Below are 20,889 nucleotides of genomic sequence, written 5' to 3' on the forward strand. Positions count from 1 at the left end.
CAATCACGCTGTTTATGTGAGCTGTTAGACAGAAGCGTGGATTTCCGAAGCTTCTGACAGACACATCAGAAATTTCCTACTCAGAACTCAGACGACGTTGACGGGATCGCTCCCTTCGCGTCCGTATGGTGTGCCTGCGTTTCTACTGCCGGGTTTTTCGCAGGGGCCATTCCCCGGTTGCCGGCAGGCGCACGTCGCGGATCACATGAGGTGGTCCTGCGAGCCACACGACATACACATGGAGCGTCATGAACAGGATCTATCGCCAGGTGTTCAACCACACCACCGGCCAGATGCAGGTCGCCTCGGAACTCACTTCCTCCCACACTCCCGGCTGCACCCGCGTCGGCCATGGCCAGCGTCCGACCGCACTGCGCACCGCGCTGCTGTTCGCACTGGGCCTGGCAGCACTGCCGATGCAGTCCGCGTTCGCGGCGCCCTTCGATTTCACCGACGATGAAACCATCACCGATTCGCGGACCTACACCGATGGCTTCCGCGTGGGTCCCGACGGCGCCGTCGTGGTCAACGTGGTGGGCGGTGGCAGCCTGACCTCCACCGAAGGCGCTTCGCTGGGCACGCTGGCGGGCAGCTTCGGCACGCTCAACGTGGCAGGCGCCGGCAGCAGCATCACGCTCACCAGCATCTTCGACGACCTGCGCGTCGGTGACGCCGGCAAGGGCCTGCTGACGGTCAAGGACGGCGCCAGCGTCGACATCGCCCGCAACGTGGTGCTGGGCTTTGCCGCAGGCAGTGAGGGCGCGGCAGAGATCAGCGGCGCCGGTTCAACGCTGGCCGCGCGCCAGATCGATGTCGGCAACGCCGGCAATGGCAGCCTGCTGATCACGGGCGGCGCCGCCGTGGTAGCCACTGCCGTCAACAGCCCCAGTCTGCCGCAGGGCATGCGCATCGGCGTGCTGGCGGGCAGCAAGGGCGTGGTCACGGTGGAAAATGGTGGTTCGCTGGTCATCGCCAACAACAACCTGCTGGTCGGCCAGCGCGGCCAGGGCGAGCTGAACATCGGCAGCGGCGGCTCGCTCAACGTCGGCGGCGCGCTGGTCGCCGGCATCGTCGAGAACAGCTCGGGCATCGTCAACGTGACCGATGGCGGCACCGTGGTGGCCGACAGCGTGTTCCTGGGCCAGGACGCCAACTCGGTCGGCACGATGGTGGTCTCCGGCGCGAGCAGCGTGACGACCGATACCTTCGAACTGGGCCGCCGTGGCGAAGCGCTGCTGCGCGTGGAGAACGGTGGCATCGTCAGGGCGACCACGTCGCTCATCGCCGAATCGCCGGACGGTCCGTCGGGCGACTACGGGCAGACCGGTCGCATCGAAGTGCGCGGCGTGGGTTCGGCCATCGAAGCCGCGCGCGTGGACGCGACCGCCAGCCTGCTGATCGAAGACGGTGGCGCGATCCGTTCGGACGTCGCCAACATCAAGAACTCGTTCGGCGCCGGTACCGGCGAGGGCCGCGCCAAGGCCACCCTGACCGGTTCCGGCAGCGAATGGGTCAACACCGGCGCGATGAAGGTCACCACCGACCTGCAGGTGCTGGACGGTGCCAGCATCACCACCGATACGCTGAGCGTGTCCGGTGGCTCGGACTTCCCGCTGGGCACGGCGGCGCTCTATCCCGAGCAGGTGCTGGTCAGCGGCGAAGGCTCGTCGATCACTGCCGCCAATGGCATCACCGTGGGCAAGACCGTCTTCGACCCGCTTGGCGTGCTGACGGTGAACAACGGCGCGAAGCTCAGCGCCGGCACCGGCTACACCCTGGACAACAGCGGCTACCTGGTCATCGGTGGCGGCATGGAGGACTGGACCGCTGCCGATGGCCCTACCTGGGGCGCGGCCACCGCTGCCGGTGAGCTGGACGGTGCACCGATCACGATGAACAACGGCATCGGCGGCCTGCTGTTCAACCACACCGATGACATCGTGCTGGACAACACCATCGCCAGCGGCCCCGATTCGATGACCTACGGCGGCCTGCACCAGCTGGCCGGTACCACCACGCTCAACGGCGACCTGACCGCGTTCGGCGGCGGCATCAACGTCAGCGGTGGCACCCTGGTGATCAACTCCGACACCTACACCGGCCAGGGCTACACCGGCACGAGCCAGGCAGTGGCGCAGGAGATCCGCATCGATGGCGGCACCCTGGTGCTCAACGGCAGCGCCGGCTTCCAGCAGACCATCAACTACGGCGCGGGCCTGGGCAGCGATGTGATCCGCAGCTCGAACGTGCACGTCATCAACGGCGGCATGCTGGCCGGCAACGCCACCGTGGGTGAAACGTTCGTGCGCAATGGTGCGGTGCTGTCGCCGGGCCAGGGCGGCGTGGGCACCCTGGTGATCGACGGCAACCTGTACTTCAACAACCAGGCCGTCACCCCCGAGCAGGTGGCCGACAAGGCCTTCTACGACGTGGATGTGCTGGGCAACGGCCAGTCCGACCTGCTGACGGTGACCGGCAAGGCCTACCTGGGCCGGGTCGCCGCGGGCGGCCAGTCCGGTGCGGCCGGCGTGCGCGTGACCGCGCTCGACCCGTCCACCAGCTACCAGAATGGCCAGGTCTACACCATCCTCAGCGCGGCCGAGGGCATCGACGGCCAGTTCGACGATGTCATCTCGCGCTCGGCCTTCATCGATCCGACCCTGGTGCAGACCGGCAACGACGTGCGCCTGGCCATCGCGATCAAGAGCGATCCGGGCACGCCGGGCGAGCCGGGTGAACCCGGCGAACCGGGTACCCCGGGCGAGCCGGGCAACCCCGGCAATCCAGGCACGCCGGGTACCCCGGGTGAGCCGGGCGGGGTGAATCCGCCGGTGGTGTTCGGCGCGGTGGCGGCCAACAGCAACCAGCGCGCGCTGGCGGCCGGCCTGGACACGCTGCAGCAGTCCGGTGAGGCGCTGGCGCTGTACAACCAGCTGCTGATGCTCGATGCCGACCAGGCCCGCGAAGCATTCGACCACCTGTCCGGTGAGATCCACGCCAGCAACCGTGCGCTGCTGCTGGACGACCGTTTCCTGCATGAGGGCATCGGCCAGCGCCTGCGTGGCAACCCGTCCATCAAGGCCCACGGCGGCGGCTTCTGGCTGTCCGGTGGCGGCGCCAGCAACCGCCAGGACGGCCGCAACGACGGCGTGGCCGACAGCCGCCAGCACCGCGAAGGGCTGATGGCCGGCCTCGACTGGACCTTCGGTGAAGCGTGGACGGTGGGCCTGGTGGCCGGCACCGAGAAGCTGCGCCAGAAGACCGATGCACGCAGCGCCCGCTCCGATGTCGATGCCGTGCACGGCGGCCTGTACGCAGGCTTCCGCGCCGGCGAGGCCTGGTTCAATGCCGGTGCCAGCTACGCCAGCTACGACGTCGATACCGACCGCACCGCGATCGTCGGCGATGCCCGCCAGCAGCTGCGCGCCAGCCATGACGCGCACGCCGTGTCCGGCTTTGCCGAAGGTGGCTGGGACATCCAGCTGCAGCGCATGACCCTGACCCCGCACGTGGGCGTGGGTTACACCCGCCTGACCATGGACGCGGCCGAGGAAGCCGGCGGCAGCACCGCGCTGGCCATCGAATCGAGCAAGGATTCGGTGTGGACCGCAACGGCCGGCCTGCGCGCCACCTGGGATATCAGTGCCAACCAGGACGACGGTGCCCAGCTGGTGGCGGGCCTGGCCTGGCAGCACGCTGGCGGCGACGTGCAGACCCGCAGCAACCAGCGCTTCGTGGTCGGCAGCAGCACCTTCAGCATCGACGGCGTGCCGCTGGCCCGCAACGTCGGCATCGCCGAGCTTGGCGTGGCAGTGAACACCTCCGACAACAGCCGCCTGTCGCTGGGCGCGCTGGGCCGTGCCGGCGGTGGCCAGCACGAGATCGGCGCGCAGATGACCTGGAACGTGCAGTTCTGATCCAGCGGTCATGACGAGGTTGGCAGGGGGCCCCGCAAGGGGCCCCTTGTTCATCCGCACCGAGGTTGCAGCCTGCATGCCGCGTGGGCATGCTCTGGCCATGCCTTCCCCGAAACGATCGATCCATGTCGTGGCCGGCGTCATCACCGACGCCCGTGGCCGCATCCTGCTCAACCGCCGTACCGAGAACCGCGACATGGCCGGCCTGTGGGAATTCCCGGGCGGCAAGCGCGAGGCCGGCGAGACGTCCGAACAGGCGCTGGTGCGTGAACTGCGCGAGGAGCTCGGTATCGAGGCCGAGATCGGCGAGTGGATCATGGACGTGCCGCAGCATTACCCGGACAAGCACCTGACCCTGGACGTGCGGCACATCCGCAGCTGGAAGGGGACCCCGCGCGGGCGCGAGGGCCAGGCCATCACCTGGGTAGCGCCGGACAAGCTGGGCCGCTATTCGATGCCGCCGGCCGATCTGCCGGTGGTGGCCGCACTGCGCCAACCAGACCGCTACCTGATCACCCCGGCGCCGGAGGACGGCGAGCACGGGCCGCAGCGCTGGCAGGACCAGCTGCAGCAGGCAGTGGCGGCGGGCCAGCAGCGCATCCAGCTGCGCCTGCCGGCGGCGCACCCGCAGCGGCAGGCGCTGATCGAACAGGCCCTGCGGACACACCGCCAGGGCGTGCAGTGGCTGCTCAACCGCGATATCGACCTGGCCCGCACGCTGGGCGTCGGCGTGCATCTGGGCAGCGAACAGCTGCTGGCCCTGCAGGAACGTCCATTGCCGGCCGGCCAGCTGGTAGCTGCCTCCTGCCACGACCTTGCACAGCTGCAGGCTGCGCAGCGGCTGGGCTGCGATTTCGCCGTGCTTGGCCCGGTGCAGGCCACCGCCAGCCACCCCGATGCCACGCCGTTGGGCTGGGAGGCGTTCGCCGCGCTGCGCGCGCAGGTGTCGCTGCCGATCTACGCGCTGGGCGGGCTGGATGCCGGCCACGTCAGCCAGGCCCGTCGCCACGGCGGCCAGGGCATCGCCGCGATCCGCGGCCTGTGGCCGGGCGGGTAGCGCGGTGCTTCTGGCCTTCCGCCGGGCATGGCCCGGCGCTACCACAGGGTCGGCCGCCCGCTGTCAGTAGATCCACGCCATGCGTGGATGCGGCCCTACAACGTGATCCAGAAACACCCGTACTGCCGCCGCAGCCCCAGCACCGTCGCCGCGCGCGCCGCACTGCCCGGCAGCGTCTGCTCCAGGCGCAGGCCCACGGGGTGGCGTGCCACCGGCGTCCCGGGGTCGGATCCCTGCGCAGCAGGGCTCTGACCCTCATCCGGCTGCACCTCATCATCCTGCTGCGGATACACCGGCACCACGTCCACCAGCGGCCGCCGCACCACCGATTCCAGCTGGCCGAGGATGCGCTGCGCACCGGCATCGGACACCGCGCTCCACAGGTACAGCGTGGACAGCCGGTTGACGTCCTGGGTGTTCACCGCGTCGTGCAGGGCCTGCACCAGTTCGCTCAGGCGGCGAGGGCAGCTGGCGCCCAGGCTGTCGCGCTGCAGGGTACTGCCGGCCGGTGGCGGCGGCGGGCGCCGCGACTGCGCGCCCACGCTGTCACAGGGACGGTCGGTATAGACGCTCTGGCCCTGCGCATCGGTGCAGCGGTTCAAGCGCGTGGATTGGGCGTGGGCGTCGATGCTGGCCGCGGACAACAGCACCAGCAGCAGGGACAGGACGGCTTTCATCGCCACAGGGTAGCGTTGAACGCGACAACACAGTGCGCTTTCAGCCGTTCAGCAGCTTCAGCACCGACACCGTCGGCTTGGCCAGGTTCAGCGTGTAGAAGTGCAGGCCGGGTGCGCCGCCTTCGACCAGCCGCTGGCACAACTTGGCCACGACTTCGGCACCGAACGCACGCACCGACTCACTGTCGTCGCCATAGGCCAGCATCTTGCGGCTGATCCAGCGCGGGATCTCGGCGCCGCACTGTTCGGAGAAACGCCGCAGCTGGCTGAAGTTGGCGATCGGCATGATGCCGGGGGTGATCGGCACCTGCACGCCCAGCCGCTGCACCTCATCGACGAAGTGGAAATACGCGTCGGCGTTGTAGAAGTACTGGGTGATGGCCGCATCGGCACCGGCATCGACCTTGGCCTTGAAGTGCTTCAGGTCGGTCAGTGCGTCCGGTGCCTGCGGATGGGTTTCCGGGTAAGCGCCCACTTCGATGCGGAAGGCATCGCCGTGTTCGGCGCGGATGAAGGCGATCAGTTCGGACGCATAGCGCATGTCGCCGGGGAAGCCCATGCCCGAGGGCAGGTCACCGCGCAGCGCGACCAGGCGCCGGCAGCCGATGGCGCGGTACAGCTTGAGCAGCTCGCGGATCTCCTGGCGGGTGCCGCCGACGCAGGACAGGTGCGGCGCAGCGTCCAGGCCGTGGTGCTGGTTGAGATGGCGCACCGTCTCGGAGGTGTAGCTGAGGGTCGAGCCACCGGCACCGAACGTACAGGACACGTACTCGGGGGCATACGCCTTCAGCCGGGCGGCGGCACGGTCCAGCTGGCCACGCTGCTCATCGGTCTTGGGCGGGTAGAACTCGAAGCTGATGGCGGTCATGGCACGGGCGGTGGCGGCGGGTGCGGTTGAGTATATCTCTCCATCAAGATGGATGTGAAGCTGCGCGACGTGAAGAACCGGTCCGCCCCGGGCGACCGTTCACCCGGGCGCACGGCCGTTGCTCCGCTACTGCAACACGCCGGCAGCCACGGCGGCCAGGCTGGCCGCATCCCCCCACGCACCCGTCCCTGCAAGGAGTACGCGATGAAGATGATGCTGGCGATGTACTACGCGATGAAGGCCCTGGCCCGGCTGGCGATGCTGGGCATGGCGATGGCCGTGCTCGGCTCGGGCGCTGCCCATGCCGCCGGGGCGGCCCCGGCTGGCACCGGCAAGGTGCAGGTGGAAGTGGTCGGGCATGGCCGCCCGCTGCTGATGATCCCCGGCCTGAACAGCAGCGCCGAGGTCTGGCACGAGACCTGTCGGGCGCTGAAGGACGTGCAGTGCCACCTGGTGCAGCTGCCGGGCTTTGCCGGCGCCCGCGCCGCCGACCCGCGACCGGCCGATTTCCTGTCGGCCATGCGCGACCAGCTGCTGGCCTATGTGCATGACCAGAAGCTGGACCATCCGGCGGTGATCGGCCACAGCCTGGGTGGCGTGCTGACCCTGCAGATGGCGGTGAAGGAACCGGACGCACTGGGGCCGCTGGTCATCGTCGATTCGCTGCCGTTCTATGCCGGCATGCAGAACCCGCAGGCAACCGCACAGAGCGTGCAGCCGATGGCAGAGCAGATGCGCACGGCGATGCTGGCGGCGGACCCGGCCAGCTACCAGGCGCAGGCCGAAGCGGCGCTGGCCCCGTTGACCAACAGCACCGCGCGCCTGCCCGAGCTGAAGCGCTGGGGCCATGACAGCGATCGCGCCACCACCGCCGATGCGATGTACTCGCTGCTGGTGACCGACCTGCGCAGCGAAGTGGCGGGCATCCGTTCGCCCACGCTGGTCCTTGGCGCCTGGGCGTCCTACCAGGCAATGGGCGCGACCGAAGCATCGGCGCGTGCGATCTTCCAGTCGCAGTACGCCGCGCTGCCCGGCGTGCGCATCGTACTGAGCGCGACCGGCCACCACTTCCTGATGTGGGATGATCCGCAGTGGCTGCGTGGGCAGGTGCAGGCATTCCTGGACAGCCACCGCTGATCCTTCCGTCCGCTCCGGCCATCGTCATGCCCGATTCGACTTCCACACTGCGCTTCTGGCTGATCAACACCCTTGGGTGGGCACTGTTCTGCGCGCTCAGCCTGGCGATGACCCGCACCTTCGGCGGCGGCGCCAGCAGTGGTGGCACGCTCATCAGCGTCGGCCTGGGCGTGCTGCTGTGGGGCATCAGTGCAGGCGTGCGTGCACTGGCCCTGCGGCGGGGCTGGTGGCAGCGCGAGGTCGGTGCGCTGGTGCTGCGGCTTGCGCTGGCGGTGCTGCTGGGCGCGCTGCTGGCGCAGCTGCTGCTGACCGCCGTGCTGCAGCCGGCGCTGGCACTGGGCTGGGTGGATTTCGGCGGCCGGGCGGGCGACTTCCGCCCGGTGGCGCGGCTGGCCTATCTGCTCAACACCGTGCTGCTGCTGGGCCTGTGGACCGCGCTGTGGGCCGGCCTGCACAGCCTGCGCCAGGCGCGCCACGCGGAACTCGAACGCCTGCGGGCCGAGGCCCAGCGCAGCGCGCTGGAACGCGATGCACTGCGCGCGCGCTTGAATCCGCATTTCATGTTCAATGCGCTGAACAACCTGCGCGCGCTGATCCTCGAAGACCCCAAGCGCGCGCGGCAGATGGTCACCGATCTGTCGCGAACGCTGCGCCACGCGCTGGAGCACGCGCGCAACGAGGAGGCACTGCTGGCCGACGAGCTGGCCGTGGTGCGCGATTACCTGGCCGTTGAAGCGGTGCACTACGAACAGCGCCTGCAGGTACGCATCGACGTCGACGCGGATGCCGCGCAGGCACGGTTGCCGGTGATGGCGCTGCAGCTGCTGGTGGAAAATGCGATCAAGCACGGCATCGCCGTGTGCCCTGGCGGTGGCGAGGTGCGTATCAGCGCGCAGTGCCGCGACGGCCTGCTGCGGCTGCAGGTCGACAACCCGCTGGGTGTGGCCACGGCCGGCACGGATGCCACGACCGCCGGGCATGGCGTCGGCCTGGCCTACCTACGCTCGCAGCTCGGCCGTGGCGGCCGCTTCCATCTGCAACCGCTGGACGGCCGCATGCAGGCCGTCCTGGAGATTCCGCAATGCGCACGACCCTGAATGTCCTGATCGTCGATGACGCGCGGCTGGCGCGGCAGGAACTGCGCACGCTGCTGGCGGCGCTGCCGTGGGTGCAGTGCGTGGGCGAGGCCGATGACGTACCGGCGGCGCGCGAGGCGATCGCACGGCTGAAGCCCGACCTGGTGCTGCTGGATGTGTAGATGCCGTCCGGCACCGGCTTCGACGTGCTCGATGGCCTGGACCCGGCACCCGCCGTGGTGTTCGTCACCGCCTACGATGCCTATGCGGTACGTGCCTTCCAGACCAATGCGCTGGATTACCTGGTCAAGCCGGTGGAAGCGCCGCGGCTGCATGAAGCGCTGGAACGCGCGCGCCAGCACGAGGTGCCTGCCGCGCCGGCGGTGGTTGCAGGTGGCGGCTTGAACGCGCAGGACCAGGTGTTCGTGCGCGATGGCGAGCGTTGCTGGTTCGTGGCGGTGGGCGAAATCCGCAGGCTGGTGGTGGATGGCAACTACACCCGCCTGTGGTTCCGCGACCAGAACGCGCTGTTGACGCGCAGCCTGAGTGCGCTGGAAGCACGCCTGCCCGCTGAACTGTTCTTCCGCGCCAACCGCAACACGCTGGTGAACCTGCGGCGCATCCGCAGCGTTACCCCCAGTATTGCCGATGGCTACGACCTGGCGCTGGATGATGGCAGCGAGGTGGAGGTGTCGCGGCGGCAGGCGCGTGAGCTGCGCGAGCGGATGGCGTTGTAGCCGCTGCTACAGCTCGGCGCTGACCGGACTGGTGAAGAAGCCCCACAACAGCCGCGCCATCACTGCTGGCGACCGTGCCTGCCTGCGCGCATAGTCCAGCAGCGTATCCAGCCGTGGGCGGTCGTACAGGTGCCCGGCCAGCAGCACCGCATGCACGCGCCGCGTGTTGGCGGTGTCCTGCAGCGGGTTGCCATCGAGCAGCACCAGGTCGGCGGCCTTGCCGACCTCGACGCTGCCATGCGATGCCTGCAGTTGCAGATGGCGCGCAGCCTGCAGCGTGGCTGCATGCAGCACGTCGGCGTGGCTCAGGCCGGCCTGCCGCAGCCACTGCAGTTCATCGTGGTAGCGGAAGCCACCGAGCCCAGTGTCGGTACCTACCAGTACCGGCACGCCGGCGCGATGCGCCGCGCCGGTCAACGCCAGGCCATGGCGGAAGTACGCCTGCAGTGCGGCCTCGCCACCAGGTCCGGGATAGCGCGCGGCAGTGGCCTGCAGATCATCGCGCCAGGCCCAGCGCGAGAGCGGATCCAGATAGGCCAGGCGTGGGTCGCTGGTGAATGCTGGATCGCGGGCGCGCGCGTCTTCCTCGCGGGTGACGTGGGTGGGTACGAATGCAGCACCACTGGCCTGCATCTGTGCAAAGGCTTCGGTACAGAGCGCTGGCTGATGGCCGGCAACCATGCGCTCGATCAGTGCCGTGGGGTCTTCGCCATCCATCGCGCCATTGCGCCGCATTCTCGAAGCAGTGGCGGGCAAACAGGTGGGCATGCTCGAAGCTGCGCTGGTCGGCCCGCAGCGCATCCTGCAGCGAAACCGCTTTGGGCAGGTGGCCGATCAGCGGGCGCTGCGGGCGTTGCGCTTCGGCGGCGAGCTGCTGGTACGTATCCGCGCGCAGCCGGTTGTAGACCTTCAGCGCATCGATGCCGCGTGCATCGTATTCGCGGGCGCGACGCAGCGCGTCATCGGCTCGCATCGACGGGTCTTCGAAGTAGAAACTGGCAACCTGCACGAAGCGCGGTGCGACCTGTTGCCCGGCAATGGCCTGCGCGTTCCAGCGGCGCTTGTCGGCCACGCAGGCGATCAACGGATCGGTGAGCTGCGGACAGTCCATCATGTCGCGCGTGCCGGTGATGCCGTTGGCCAGCATCAGCGGGAACTGCACCTGCGGTGACAGCTGCAGGGCATGGGTGTGCATGTCCCAGAAGCCGGGCGACAGCCATCGCCCGCCGGCATCGAGCAGGGGCAGCGAGGAGTCCGGGGCGTCATCGCCAATGGCGGTGATGCGGCCTTCGCGCACGGTCACCGTGGTGGGTTCGCTGGCCTGACCGTTGACCACGTCCAGTACCCGCACGTTGGTGATCACCCAGCTGTTGCCGGCGTCGGGCAGCGGCGGTGCCTGCAGCGGCCAGAACAATGCGGCGGCAAACAGCAAGGGCGGCGTCGCCAGGGTGGCGGCCAGTACCAGCGCCAAACGCTTCCAGCGGCGAGGAGAGGTCGACTGCGCACGTGCTGCTTCCATGAGCCGGCGATCCTTGCAGGAGATTACCGGCAGGGTGCTGTAATCACGGCGCTGGCGCCAGTGATCTTCGACTCGCCGCCCCTCAGCCGGGCCGCGACGGTTACCCTGTGCGGCAGATACTTCAACCACGGCACGCCATGTCCATCGTCCTCACTGAGTTCGCCCGTCCCCGCCTGTTCCCGCGCGTGCCGCGCGCCAACACCATCCAGGATGTCAGCGCAGAGCAGTTCCAGGCACACCTCAACGCGCAAGCACCGCTGAAGGTGCTCGACGGCTACGCGCCGTTCTGCAAGCTGTTCGTCTACGAGAACTGGACCAGCACGCGCTGCCTGACCGTGCCGGTCACCGAGGCCAACCGCCACCTGCTGCGCAGCGGCTACGAAGCGCGCAACCGCGAGGAGCTGCCGGTGTTGGTGCGCTGGTTCGAGGGCGTGGAATCGCCGCGCGCGAACTACCTTGTGGTGATCCTGTACAGCGCCGAGCAGCTGGCCAAGGAAGGCTCGCCGATCGACGCGGACTGGGGCATCGTCGGCTGCATCTACACCGCCGAGCCGGAAGAAGTGCCGATGGCGCCGATCACGATGATGCGCAATGCACTGGGCGTGGAGGAGGGCGGTTCCGGCGTGCCGCTGGACCGCGAGGCCTACCAGCGCGCCGTGCAGTTCTGGGAGAACAACGCCAACTGGCGGCCGTAGGCCTGTGCTGCGGATGTCATCGGGTGGGGTCAGAGCCCTTTCCGGTGGAAAGGGATCTGACCCCTTCGTCAATCGGCTTTCCACTCCCACCACGGGTAATGGTATTCGCGGTCGGTCGCCTGCCAGTGCTGACCACACTGCGTGCAGGCAACGTGGTGGCATTCGCCCCAGCCGCCATCGGCATCGCCCACCGAGAGTAACTGCATCTGCCCCTGTTCGATCAGCCTGCGCGGGTCGAAAAACAGATACGTCGGCGTGAGCGCGCACAGGCAGCCGGCCTGCGCCTGCCAGTAGCGCAGGCGTTTCAGCGCAGACTGCAGATGCACCTGGTTGGCCAGCAGCGCACCGCCCAGCGTGACCCCGGCGCAGGCCCGTTCGATGCGGTCGGCATGCGGCGCCAGTGCATCCAGCAGCCCGGGATCGAACGTCACCGCGACCCGGCAGGCCGAGGCATGGATACGCGTGGCATCACCACTCAGCAGATCCTGCAGCAGGGCATCGGCCGCGGACATCAGCGGGCCTTCCCGATGGGCGCGTAATGCCCTGCGGTCAGCCGCAGCAGGTCGGCCGGGGCCAGTTCCACTTCCAGGCCGCGGCGGCCGGCGCTGACGTGCAGCGTCGGCAGGGCCTGTGCGCTGGCATCGAGGAAACTGCGCAGGCGCTTCTTCTGCCCGAGCGGACTGATGCCGCCGACCAGGTAGCCGGTGGCGCGCTGGGCGGCATCGGCGGCGGCCATCTCGCACTTCTTGCAGCCTGCGGCTTCGGCCAGCGCCTTCAGGTCCAGCTGGCCGCCAACCGGCACGATCGCCACCAGCAGTTCGTGGGTTTCGGTGCTGGCCAGCAGGGTCTTGAACACCTGCGCCGGGTCCAGGCCCAGCTTCTCCACGGCTTCGCCACCGTAGGACTCGGCGTGTGCGTCGTGCACGTAGCTGCGCACCGTGTGGGCGATCTTCTCGCGCTTGAGCAGGTTGATGGCGGGAGTCATGGGGGCATCGTAGCGCGCGCTGGGCGGGTTGCCTTGACCGAGGCTACTGCCGGAGAGCATCCACGCATGGCGTGGATCTACTGATCCTCCGCCCCCGCTAGATCCACGCCATCCGCCCCCCAGTAGATCCACGCCATGCGTGGATGAGCCAACGGGCATGACCGAGCTGCCGCCGTCTGCACCGACGTGGCAGACTGGGGGCAACAGGACGCAGCACAGGGGAATGGAGTGGCATATCAGCGGATGATCGCGGCAGGCCTGCTTGCCGGAATGATGTTGGCCGCCGGACCGGCACTGGCCGATGACGGACGCTGCACGCGAGGCAAGGCCGTGGGCGAGCTGATCGATGCCGGCATGGTGTCGATGGCCTCGCACCGCAAGGGTGACCAGTGTCGTTTCACCGGCGTGGCGTCGAGTGTCCACGCGATGTTGCGGCAGGCCATGTTCCTGTCCGCGCTGGCGGGCAACTGTCGCGGCATTGCCCTGGAAGTGGACCCGAAGCAGGAGACCCGCCTGGGCATCCGTGTACCGCAGCGCTGCCTGGTCGACACCGACCCGCCGGATGCTCCGCCGGTCGAATGGTGGCCGCTGTCGTCGCCTCCGCCGAGATACCCGCAGGAGGCCTACAAGCAGGGCCTGAAGGGCACCACCGTGATCCTGGTGGTGATCAACCGCGAGGGCCGGGTGACGGGAAGGATCATCGCCGAGTCCAGTGGCCATCCGGCGCTGGACGAGGCAGCCATCAACGCGGCCTCGGCCTGGACGTTCAGCAGCAAGCGCAGTGATCCGCCCGACGTCAGCCTGGCCAGGATTCCGGTCAACTTCGAATTCTGAGCGCACTGCCGCACGGATCATTTGAGTGAGTCCGCCAACGCAGAACGGGCGCCCGAAGGCGCCCGTTCCGTTTGCATCCGTTGCCGGGGTCAGAGCCCTTTCCTGCGGAAAGGGATCCGACCCCGGGCACGACATCAGTAGCGGTAGTGGTCCGGCTTGAACGGGCCTTCCACCGGCACGCCGATGTAGTCGGCCTGTTCCCGGGTCAGGGTGGTCAGCTTCACGCCGATCTTTTCCAGGTGCAGGCGGGCCACTTCTTCGTCCAGGTGCTTGGGCAGCAGGTAGACCTTCTTCTCGTAGCTGTCCTTGTTAGCCCACAGGTCGATCTGGGCCAGGGTCTGGTTGGCGAACGAGTTGGACATGACGAAGCTCGGGTGGCCGGTGGCGCAGCCCAGGTTCACCAGGCGGCCTTCGGCCAGCAGGAAGATCGCATTGCCAGCACTTCCATCAGAAGCCGGGAAGATGTACTTGTCCACCTGCGGCTTGATGTTCACGTGCTGCACGCCCGGGAACGCCACCAGCGCATCGACCTGGATCTCGTTGTCGAAGTGGCCGATGTTGCAGACGATGGCCTGGTCCTTCATCGCGCTCAGGTGCTCGATGCGGATGATGTCCTTGTTGCCGGTGGTGGTGACGTACAGGTCGGCACGGCCCAGGGTCGATTCGATGGTGTTGACTTCATAGCCTTCCATCGCCGCCTGCAGTGCGCAGATCGGGTCGATCTCGGTGACGATGACGCGCGCGCCGTAGGCACGCAGCGACGCGGCGCAGCCCTTGCCCACGTCGCCGTAGCCGCAGACCACGGCGACCTTGCCGGCCAGCATCACGTCCATCGCGCGCTTCAGGCCATCGGCCAGCGACTCGCGGCAGCCGTACAGGTTGTCGAACTTGCTCTTGGTGACCGAGTCGTTGACGTTGATCGCCGGGATCAGCAGGGTGCCGGCCTGGGCCAGCTGGTACAGGCGGTGCACGCCGGTGGTGGTCTCTTCGGAGACGCCCTTCCAATCCTTGACCACGCGGCCCCAGTAACCCGGGCGCTCGACGGCCACGCGCTTGAGCAGGTTCTTGATGACCTGTTCTTCGTGCGAATCGGCCTTTTCATTGACCCAGTTGCTGCCGTTTTCCAGCTCCAGGCCCTTGTGGATCAGCAGGGTCACGTCACCGCCGTCGTCCACCACCAGCTCCGGGCCGGTCAGGGTGCCGTCGGGCAAGGTGAAGGTCAGCGCGTCCAGGGTGCAGTCCCAGTACTCTTCCAGGCTCTCGCCCTTCCAGGCGAACACCGGGGTGCCGGTGGCGGCGATGGCCGCAGCGGCGTGATCCTGGGTCGAGAAGATGTTGCACGAGGCCCAGCGCACGTCGGCGCCGATGTCCTTCAGGGTCTCGATCAGCACCGCGGTCTGGATGGTCATGTGCAGCGAGCCGGTCACGCGCACGCCCTTCAGCGGCAGGCTGGTGGCGTGCTTGCGGCGGATCGACATCAGGCCCGGCATCTCGTGCTCGGCGATGTCCAGTTCCTTGCGACCCCAGTCGGCCAGGGTGATGTCGCGGATCTTGTAGTCACCTTCGGTGGAGAAGGTCTTGGCAACAGCGTTCATGCAGTAGCTCCGGTTGTGGGCGAGCGGGTACTCGCATCTAGCCGGGCGCCGTTGTTACAAAGCCACCTTACCGAGCCTGGCCGGGCCTCAGGGGATCCGGTCGCAGCGCCCCTCGGCAGGGGGAGAACGCCCAGTATATCGCGGCCCCGGGCCGGAACCGGAGCGACCCAACCATCGGCAGATGGGGCGCGGGTCGGCGCCTGTTAAGGTCGAAGGTCTTCACGCATCCAAAACAGGAAGAACGATGAGCAAGCACGCGCGCCGCAGCCGGCGCTGGACCGGCCTGGTCCTGTCCATGGCCCTGCTGGCGGTGGTCCCGCAGGCGTGGTCGGCCGACAGCCCGCAGGTGGCCGCCGCCAGGGACGTGGACGGTTATGAGCTGCCCTCGGCCGCGCTGCAGGCGGTGGTCGATGCGCCGCGTGCGCCCAGCCTGTTCCTGTCGCCGCGCCGCGACGTGGCCGCGCTGATGAAGATGCCGTCGCTGCCGTCGATCCAGGTGGTGGCGCAGCCGGAACTGAAGCTGGCCGGCATCCGCATCAACCCGCGCACGTTCTCCGACAGCCGCTTCAGCTTCGGCGAGAAGCTGTGGCTGATGAACGTGGCCGACGGCAAGGAACGGCAGATCAGCGGCCTGCCGGCGCAGCTGTCGATCGCCGGCCTGGCCTGGTCGCCCGACCAGAAGTGGCTGGCCTTCAACCAGGTCGACGCCGCCAGCGGCGCCAACGAGCTGTGGCTGGTGGACGTGGCCAACGGCAGTGCGCGCCGCCTGCAGGCCAACCTCAACACGGTGTTCGGCGACGGTTACCAGTGGCTGCCCGACAGCCGCGGCCTGATCGTGATGACCCGCCTGGCCAATGCCGGTGATCCGCCGCCTGCCGATGGCATCCCGACCGGCCCGACCGTGCAGCAGACCGGCAAGAGCAGCGGCGTGGTGTCCATCCGCACCTACCAGGATCTGTTGAAGAACGAAGCCGACGCGCGCCTGTTCGATTACTACGCGCGTGCGCAGCCGATGCAGGTCGGCCTGGACGGCCAGGCCCGCGCCATCGGCATGGCCGGCATCTACCTGGGCCTGGCGGCCTCGCCGGACGGCAACTACCTGCTCAGCCAGACCGTGCAGCGCCCGTATTCCTACGTGGTGCCGGTGGGCAGCTTCCCGCGCCGCATCGACGTGCTCGACCGCAACGGCCAGCTGGCCCACAGCGTGGCCTCGCGCCCGCTGGTGGAAGGCCTGCCGACCGGCAACGATGCCGAGGTGACCGGCGTGCGTGACATCAGCTGGCGCGCCGATGCGCCGGCGACCCTGGTCTGGGCCGAAGCGCAGGACGGCGGTGACCCGAACCGTGACGCCAAGGTGCGCGATGCGGTGTTCATGCAGGCCGCGCCGTTCGAGAAGCCGCCGGTGACCCTGGCCCAGCTGGGCAGCCGTTTCGGTGGCATCACCTGGGGCCGTGGCGATCTGGCCCTGCTCAGCGAATCGTGGTGGAAGACGCGCAACACCAAGACCTGGCGCATCACCCCGGACGACGCGACGCAGTCGCCGCAGCTGCTGTGGGACCGCGATGCACAGGACCGCTACAACGATCCGGGCCGCGCCGGCGTGGTGCGCGACGTCAACGGCCGCAGCCGCCTGCAGACCACCGCCGATGGCCGCAGCATCTTCCTGTACGGGCAGGGCGCGTCGCCGGAAGGTGACCGTCCGTTCGTCGACCGCTTCGACATCGAAAGCCGCAAGTCCACCCGTCTGTTCCATTCGCAGGCACCGGTCTATTCGGCACCGGTCGCGCTGCTGGACCAGGAAGGTGAGTCGCTGCTGCTGACCCGCGAAAGCCCGGACGAGCCGACCAACTTCTTCGTGCAGTCGCTGGCCCAGGCCGACGCCGCACCGCGCGCGCTGACCCGTTTCGCCCACCCGCTGCCGCAGCTGAAGGGCGTGCAGAAGGAACAGATCCGCTACAAGCGTGCCGACGGCGTGGACCTGACCGCGACGCTGCTGCTGCCGCCGGATTACGACCCCAAGCGTGATGGCCCGCGGCCGCTGCTGATGTGGGCCTACCCGGGTGAGTTCAAGAGTGCCGCGGCCGCCAGCCAGGTGACCGATTCGCCGTACCGCTTCAACGCGATCAGCTACTGGGGTCCGCAGGCGTTCCTGGCCAAGGGCTACGTGGTGCTGGCCAGCCCGACCATGCCGATCATCGGCGAAGGTGACAAGGAACCCAACGACACCTACATCGAACAGCTGGTGGCCAATGCACAGGCCGCGGTGGACGAAGTGGTGCGTCGTGGCGTGACCGACCGCGAGCACATCGCCATCGGTGGCCATTCCTACGGTGCGTTCATGACCGCCAACCTGCTGGCGCACACCCGCCTGTTCAAGGCCGGCATCGCCCGCAGCGGCGCCTACAACCGCACGCTCACCCCGTTTGGTTTCCAGGCCGAGGAGCGCAACTACTGGCAGGCGCAGGACGTCTACCAGAAGATGGCGCCGTTCAACTACGCGGACAAGATCAAGGATCCGATCCTCTTCATCCACGGCGTGGACGACAACAACTCCGGCACGTTCCCGATCCAGAGCGAGCGCATGTTCGCCGCGGTGAAGGGCCTGGGTGGTACCGCGCGGCTGGTGATGCTGCCGAACGAATCGCACGCCTACCGCGCACGCGAATCGATCATGACCATGCTGGCCGAGAGCGAGCGCTGGCTGGAACAGACCATCGGCCCGGTGCAGCAGGGCAAGGCGAAGAAGAAGCGCTGACCGCGCGCGTGATGATGGCGGCCCCTGCAACGGGGGCCGCCTGTTGCTCCGGCGCGGTAGAGTCGACCGTTGGTCGACTATCGCGCGCAGCGCGGGCTTTCCAAGCGCCGCAAGAAGAGCAGTCGACCAACGGTCGACTCTACCCCGGCGGTGTTTGCCCGACCGGTGTATCCGTAGCCGGCGGATACGTGCAGATGAAACCATTTCTGCAACGCAGCAACGGCGTCGAATTGGGATAGGCTTGGCGACGGATCATGCCCCGAGGTTCGTGCGTCGCCGATGAACGAGTACCGCAGCAGCATCGAATTCGCTTCCCCCGATCTTCCGCTTCGCGATGATGTGCGCCGACTGGGCGCACTGGTCGGCGACCTGCTGGTCGAACAGGTGTCCGCCGCGTTCCTCGACGACGTCGAGGACGTGCGCACCCGCGCAATCGCGCGCCGCGAGAACCAGGCACCGCTGTCCGAGCTGGCCGATGGCTTGGCCGGGCGCACGCCGGAGCAGGCCGAAACCATGGTGCGTGCGTTCAGCACATACTTCCAGGTGGTCAACATCGCCGAGCGCGTGCATCGCATCCGCCGCCGCCGCGATTACCAGCGTGCCGGCACCGCTGCTGCGCAGCCCGATGGCCTGCAGGATGCGTTGCAGCACCTGAAGGCGCAGGGCGTAGGCCTGGACGAGCTGGCGCAGTGGTTGCCGCGCATCGACATCGAACCAGTGTTCACCGCGCACCCGACCGAGGCGGTGCGCCGCGCGCTGCTGGAGAAAGAACAGCTGATGGTGGCCAGCCTGGTGGACAACCTGGATGGCCAGCGCACGCCGGGCGAGGCTGCTGCCGATGCCGCGCGCTTCCGCATGGCGCTGACCGCGTCGTGGCAGACCACCGATTCCTCGCCGGTGCGGCCCACCGTCGATGACGAACGCGAGCACGTCGGCTTCTATCTGGTGCAGGTGCTGTACCGGGTGATTCCGGTGCTGTACGAATCGCTGCAGCAGGCGCTGCGCGATACCTACGGCGAGGAGCTGCCGCTGCCGCGTCTGCTGCGCTTCGGCACGTGGGTGGGCGGTGACATGGACGGCAACCCGAACGTGGATGCCGGCACCATCCGCAACACGCTGGATGCACAGCGGCAGGCGGTGCTCGGGCGCTACCAGAAGGAACTGCTGCAGCTGGCCAGCCTGCTCAGCCAGTCCACCGAACGGGTGGGCGTGAGCGATGCGCTGCAGGCGCGCGTAGCGCACTACCAGCAGCTGCTGCCGCAGGTGCAGTCGCGCCCGCGCCACTCCGACATGCCGTACCGGTTGCTCAACGACCGCATGCGTGCGCGCCTGCAGGCCACGCTGGATGATGGCGAGGGTGCGTATGCCGGCCCGGACGAACTGATCGACGACCTGCAGCTGATCCTCGACAGCCTGCGCGCCCACCGTGGCGAACATGCCGGTGGTTTCGCCGTGCAGCGCCTGCTGTGGCGGGTGAAGACCTTTGGCTTCCACTTGGCGCGGCTGGACGTGCGCCAGGAATCGAGCGTGCATGCCCGCGCGCTTGCCGCAGTGCTGGGCGGAGAAGACGCCTGGCAGGCGCTGGATGCACTGGGCCGTGCGCGCCTGCTGGGCCCGCATGCCAGCGGCGAAGCACCGCTGCCCAAGGGCGATGACGAGGGCAACCAGCGCCTGGATGCGGTGTTCGCGGCGCTGGCCGATGCACGCGCACGCCATGGCGGCGATGCATTGGGCAGCTACATCATTTCGATGGCGCACGATCGCGGCGACGTGCTGGCGGTGCTGGCACTGGCGCGACGCGGTGGCCTGGTCGATGCCGATGGCGGCGTACCGCTCGACATCGCGCCGCTGTTTGAAACCGTGGACGACCTCAAGCGTGGCACCGCCACCCTGCGTGATCTGCTGGAGGATCCGGTGTACCGCGCGCACCTGCGTGCACGCGATGACGTGCAGATGGTGATGCTGGGGTACTCGGACAGCAGCAAGGACGGCGGCATCGCCGCCTCGCGCTGGGGCCTGCAGCGTGCGCAGGTGGAACTGCTGGATGTCGCGGCCGAGGCCGGTATCCGCCTGACCTTCTTCCACGGCCGTGGCGGTTCGATCAGCCGTGGCGGTGGCAAGACCACCCACGCGGTGGACGCCTCGCCGCGCGGCAGCATCGATGGCCGCCTGCGGGTGACCGAACAGGGCGAGGTGATCCACCGCAAGTACGGCATCCGCGCGCTGGCGCTGCGTTCGCTGGAACAGGCCACCGGTGCGGTGCTGCGCGCCAGCCTGCGCCCGCGCGCGCCGGAGCCGCGCGAAGACGGGTGGCGGCCGGTGATGGACACCGTCTCCGCGGCCAGCAGCGAGGTGTACCGCGCCTTCGTCGGCCAGTCCGGCTTCATGGATTACTTCCGCACGGCCACGCCGATCGATGTGATCGAGCGGATGACCCTGGGCTCGCGGCCGTCGCGCCGCCTGGGCCAGGATGCGGCGCTGGGCAACCTGCGGGCGATTCCGTGGGTGTTCGCCTGGAGCCAGGCGCGTGCCGTCATTCCCGGCTGGTACGGCGTGGGCAGTGGCCTGCAGGCGGCGGTGGACGCCGGCCATGAACAGACGCTGCGCGAGATGGCGCGTGACTGGCCGTTCTTCCGCACCTTCCTCGACGACATCGCGATGGTGCTCTCGAAGGGCGATATCACCATCGCCGAACAGTTCTCGCAGCTCTCTGGTGACCTGCACGGTCGCTTCTTCCCGCAGGTCGAGAAGGAGCTCGCGCTCACCCGGCACTGGCTGCTGGCGCTGATGGGGCAGCAGACCCTGCTGGATCATGATGCGCGGCTGGCGCTGTCGATCCGCCTGCGCAATCCCTACGTGGACCCGATCAGCGTGCTGCAGGTGGACCTGCTGCAGCGCTGGCGGGCCAGCGGGCGCGAGGATGATGACCTGCTGCGCGCGCTGGTGGCCTGCGTGAATGGCGTTTCGCAGGGCGTGCAGAACACCGGCTGACCTGTGAGTTCGAAAGGGTAGTGCCGGCCGCTGGCCGGCATCACCG

General features: G+C 68.4%; 15 protein-coding genes, 1 pseudogene and 1 riboswitch. Of the genes and pseudogenes, 9 read left to right on the top strand and 7 right to left on the bottom strand.

The features are described 5' to 3' along the window. The first annotated feature begins 248 nt into the window (after window positions 1-248). Together ACVOK1_RS03350 and ACVOK1_RS03355 are read left to right on the top strand one after the other, a co-directional pair. Window positions 249-3,917 (top strand): autotransporter outer membrane beta-barrel domain-containing protein, encoded by a 3,669-nt coding sequence (locus tag ACVOK1_RS03350; RefSeq protein WP_481561109.1) that lies wholly within the window; start codon window positions 249-251, stop codon window positions 3,915-3,917. 100 nt (window positions 3,918-4,017) lie between these two features. Next, window positions 4,018-4,974: a Nudix family hydrolase gene (locus tag ACVOK1_RS03355; protein ID WP_406232982.1), complete on the top strand. Its 957-nt coding sequence runs from the start codon at window positions 4,018-4,020 to the stop codon at window positions 4,972-4,974. A gap of 95 nt (window positions 4,975-5,069) precedes the next feature. On the opposite strand, the gene ACVOK1_RS03360 is transcribed toward ACVOK1_RS03355, so the two are convergent. Then, window positions 5,070-5,651, bottom strand: a complete 582-nt coding sequence (locus tag ACVOK1_RS03360) for a DUF4124 domain-containing protein (protein ID WP_108767758.1) — start codon at window positions 5,649-5,651, stop codon at window positions 5,070-5,072. Window positions 5,652-5,691: 40 nt separating this feature from the next. Beyond that, entirely contained in the window at window positions 5,692-6,519 is an 828-nt protein-coding gene (metF, locus tag ACVOK1_RS03365) for a methylenetetrahydrofolate reductase [NAD(P)H] (RefSeq protein ID WP_481561111.1), read from the bottom strand. Between the two features lie 204 nt (window positions 6,520-6,723). On the opposite strand from metF, the gene ACVOK1_RS03370 reads away from it, so the two are divergent. The 3 genes and pseudogenes from ACVOK1_RS03370 (at window position 6,724) to ACVOK1_RS03380 (ending at window position 9,469) form a co-directional block, all read left to right on the top strand. Next, window positions 6,724-7,656 (top strand): alpha/beta fold hydrolase, encoded by a 933-nt coding sequence (locus ACVOK1_RS03370; RefSeq protein ID WP_481561112.1) that lies wholly within the window; start codon window positions 6,724-6,726, stop codon window positions 7,654-7,656. Window positions 7,657-7,682: 26 nt separating this feature from the next. Next, entirely contained in the window at window positions 7,683-8,753 is a 1,071-nt protein-coding gene (locus tag ACVOK1_RS03375; RefSeq protein ID WP_481561113.1) for a sensor histidine kinase, read from the top strand. Beyond that, window positions 8,738-9,469: pseudogene (locus tag ACVOK1_RS03380) on the top strand (LytR/AlgR family response regulator transcription factor). Before ACVOK1_RS03375 ends, ACVOK1_RS03380 begins: the two are co-directional and overlap by 16 nt. Window positions 9,470-9,475: 6 nt before the next feature. Here the strand turns inward: ACVOK1_RS03380 and ACVOK1_RS03385 are convergent. Beyond that, complete coding sequence (locus tag ACVOK1_RS03385; RefSeq protein WP_481561132.1) at window positions 9,476-10,009, bottom strand: amidohydrolase family protein; 534 nt, start codon at window positions 10,007-10,009, stop codon at window positions 9,476-9,478. After that, window positions 9,966-10,988: an amidohydrolase family protein gene (locus tag ACVOK1_RS03390; RefSeq protein ID WP_481561114.1), complete on the bottom strand. Its 1,023-nt coding sequence runs from the start codon at window positions 10,986-10,988 to the stop codon at window positions 9,966-9,968. Before ACVOK1_RS03390 ends, ACVOK1_RS03385 begins: the two co-directional genes overlap by 44 nt. 137 nt (window positions 10,989-11,125) lie before the next feature. On the opposite strand from ACVOK1_RS03390, the gene ACVOK1_RS03395 reads away from it, so the two are divergent. Continuing rightward, window positions 11,126-11,683: a DUF3228 family protein gene (locus tag ACVOK1_RS03395; protein WP_108770611.1), complete on the top strand. Its 558-nt coding sequence runs from the start codon at window positions 11,126-11,128 to the stop codon at window positions 11,681-11,683. 68 nt (window positions 11,684-11,751) lie between these two features. Here the strand turns inward: ACVOK1_RS03395 and ACVOK1_RS03400 are convergent, their stop codons facing one another. Together ACVOK1_RS03400 and ybaK are read right to left on the bottom strand one after the other, a co-directional pair. Then, window positions 11,752-12,195: a hypothetical protein gene (locus ACVOK1_RS03400; protein WP_481561115.1), complete on the bottom strand. Its 444-nt coding sequence runs from the start codon at window positions 12,193-12,195 to the stop codon at window positions 11,752-11,754. Continuing rightward, on the bottom strand, window positions 12,195-12,668 hold the full coding sequence (ybaK, locus tag ACVOK1_RS03405) for a Cys-tRNA(Pro) deacylase (RefSeq protein WP_108767767.1): 474 nt from the start codon (window positions 12,666-12,668) through the stop codon (window positions 12,195-12,197). The genes ACVOK1_RS03400 and ybaK overlap by 1 nt, the downstream gene beginning before the upstream one ends. 276 nt (window positions 12,669-12,944) lie before the next feature. Between ybaK and ACVOK1_RS03410 the strand changes: the two genes are divergently transcribed. Then, window positions 12,945-13,502: an energy transducer TonB gene (locus ACVOK1_RS03410; protein WP_481561116.1), complete on the top strand. Its 558-nt coding sequence runs from the start codon at window positions 12,945-12,947 to the stop codon at window positions 13,500-13,502. Between the two features lie 134 nt (window positions 13,503-13,636). Here the strand turns inward: ACVOK1_RS03410 and ahcY are convergent, their stop codons facing one another. Further along, on the bottom strand, window positions 13,637-15,097 hold the full coding sequence (gene ahcY / locus ACVOK1_RS03415; RefSeq protein WP_481561117.1) for an adenosylhomocysteinase: 1,461 nt from the start codon (window positions 15,095-15,097) through the stop codon (window positions 13,637-13,639). 36 nt (window positions 15,098-15,133) lie between these two features. Continuing rightward, window positions 15,134-15,217, bottom strand: a riboswitch (S-adenosyl-L-homocysteine riboswitch). Window positions 15,218-15,341: 124 nt separating this feature from the next. Here ahcY and ACVOK1_RS03420 point away from each other — a divergent pair. Both ACVOK1_RS03420 and ppc read left to right on the top strand, forming a co-directional pair. Further along, a complete protein-coding gene (locus tag ACVOK1_RS03420) occupies window positions 15,342-17,852 on the top strand; it encodes a S9 family peptidase (RefSeq protein ID WP_481561118.1) in 2,511 nt (836 codons plus the stop codon). A 279-nt stretch (window positions 17,853-18,131) separates the two neighbouring features. Further along, window positions 18,132-20,843 (top strand): phosphoenolpyruvate carboxylase, encoded by a 2,712-nt coding sequence (gene ppc, locus ACVOK1_RS03425; protein ID WP_481561119.1) that lies wholly within the window; start codon window positions 18,132-18,134, stop codon window positions 20,841-20,843. Window positions 20,844-20,889: the final 46 nt, after the last annotated feature.

Source organism: Stenotrophomonas sp. STEN087, from assembly GCF_056759115.1.

Bases quoted from the DNA above. Each gene is read 5' to 3' on its own strand.
- ACVOK1_RS03390 (WP_481561114.1), bottom strand. From the start codon at position 10,988: ATGGAAGCAGCACGTGCGCAGTCGACCTCTCCTCGCCGCTGGAAGCGT.
- ACVOK1_RS03355 (WP_406232982.1), top strand. From the start codon at position 4,018: ATGCCTTCCCCGAAACGATCGATCCATGTCGTGGCCGGCGTCATCACC.
- metF (WP_481561111.1), bottom strand. From the start codon at position 6,519: ATGACCGCCATCAGCTTCGAGTTCTACCCGCCCAAGACCGATGAGCAG.
- ahcY (WP_481561117.1), bottom strand. From the start codon at position 15,097: ATGAACGCTGTTGCCAAGACCTTCTCCACCGAAGGTGACTACAAGATC.
- ACVOK1_RS03350 (WP_481561109.1), top strand. From the start codon at position 249: ATGAACAGGATCTATCGCCAGGTGTTCAACCACACCACCGGCCAGATG.
- ppc (WP_481561119.1), top strand. From the start codon at position 18,132: ATGAACGAGTACCGCAGCAGCATCGAATTCGCTTCCCCCGATCTTCCG.
- ACVOK1_RS03375 (WP_481561113.1), top strand. From the start codon at position 7,683: ATGCCCGATTCGACTTCCACACTGCGCTTCTGGCTGATCAACACCCTT.
- ACVOK1_RS03360 (WP_108767758.1), bottom strand. From the start codon at position 5,651: ATGAAAGCCGTCCTGTCCCTGCTGCTGGTGCTGTTGTCCGCGGCCAGC.
- ACVOK1_RS03370 (WP_481561112.1), top strand. From the start codon at position 6,724: ATGAAGATGATGCTGGCGATGTACTACGCGATGAAGGCCCTGGCCCGG.
- ybaK (WP_108767767.1), bottom strand. From the start codon at position 12,668: ATGACTCCCGCCATCAACCTGCTCAAGCGCGAGAAGATCGCCCACACG.
- ACVOK1_RS03400 (WP_481561115.1), bottom strand. From the start codon at position 12,195: ATGTCCGCGGCCGATGCCCTGCTGCAGGATCTGCTGAGTGGTGATGCC.
- ACVOK1_RS03420 (WP_481561118.1), top strand. From the start codon at position 15,342: ATGAGCAAGCACGCGCGCCGCAGCCGGCGCTGGACCGGCCTGGTCCTG.
- ACVOK1_RS03395 (WP_108770611.1), top strand. From the start codon at position 11,126: ATGTCCATCGTCCTCACTGAGTTCGCCCGTCCCCGCCTGTTCCCGCGC.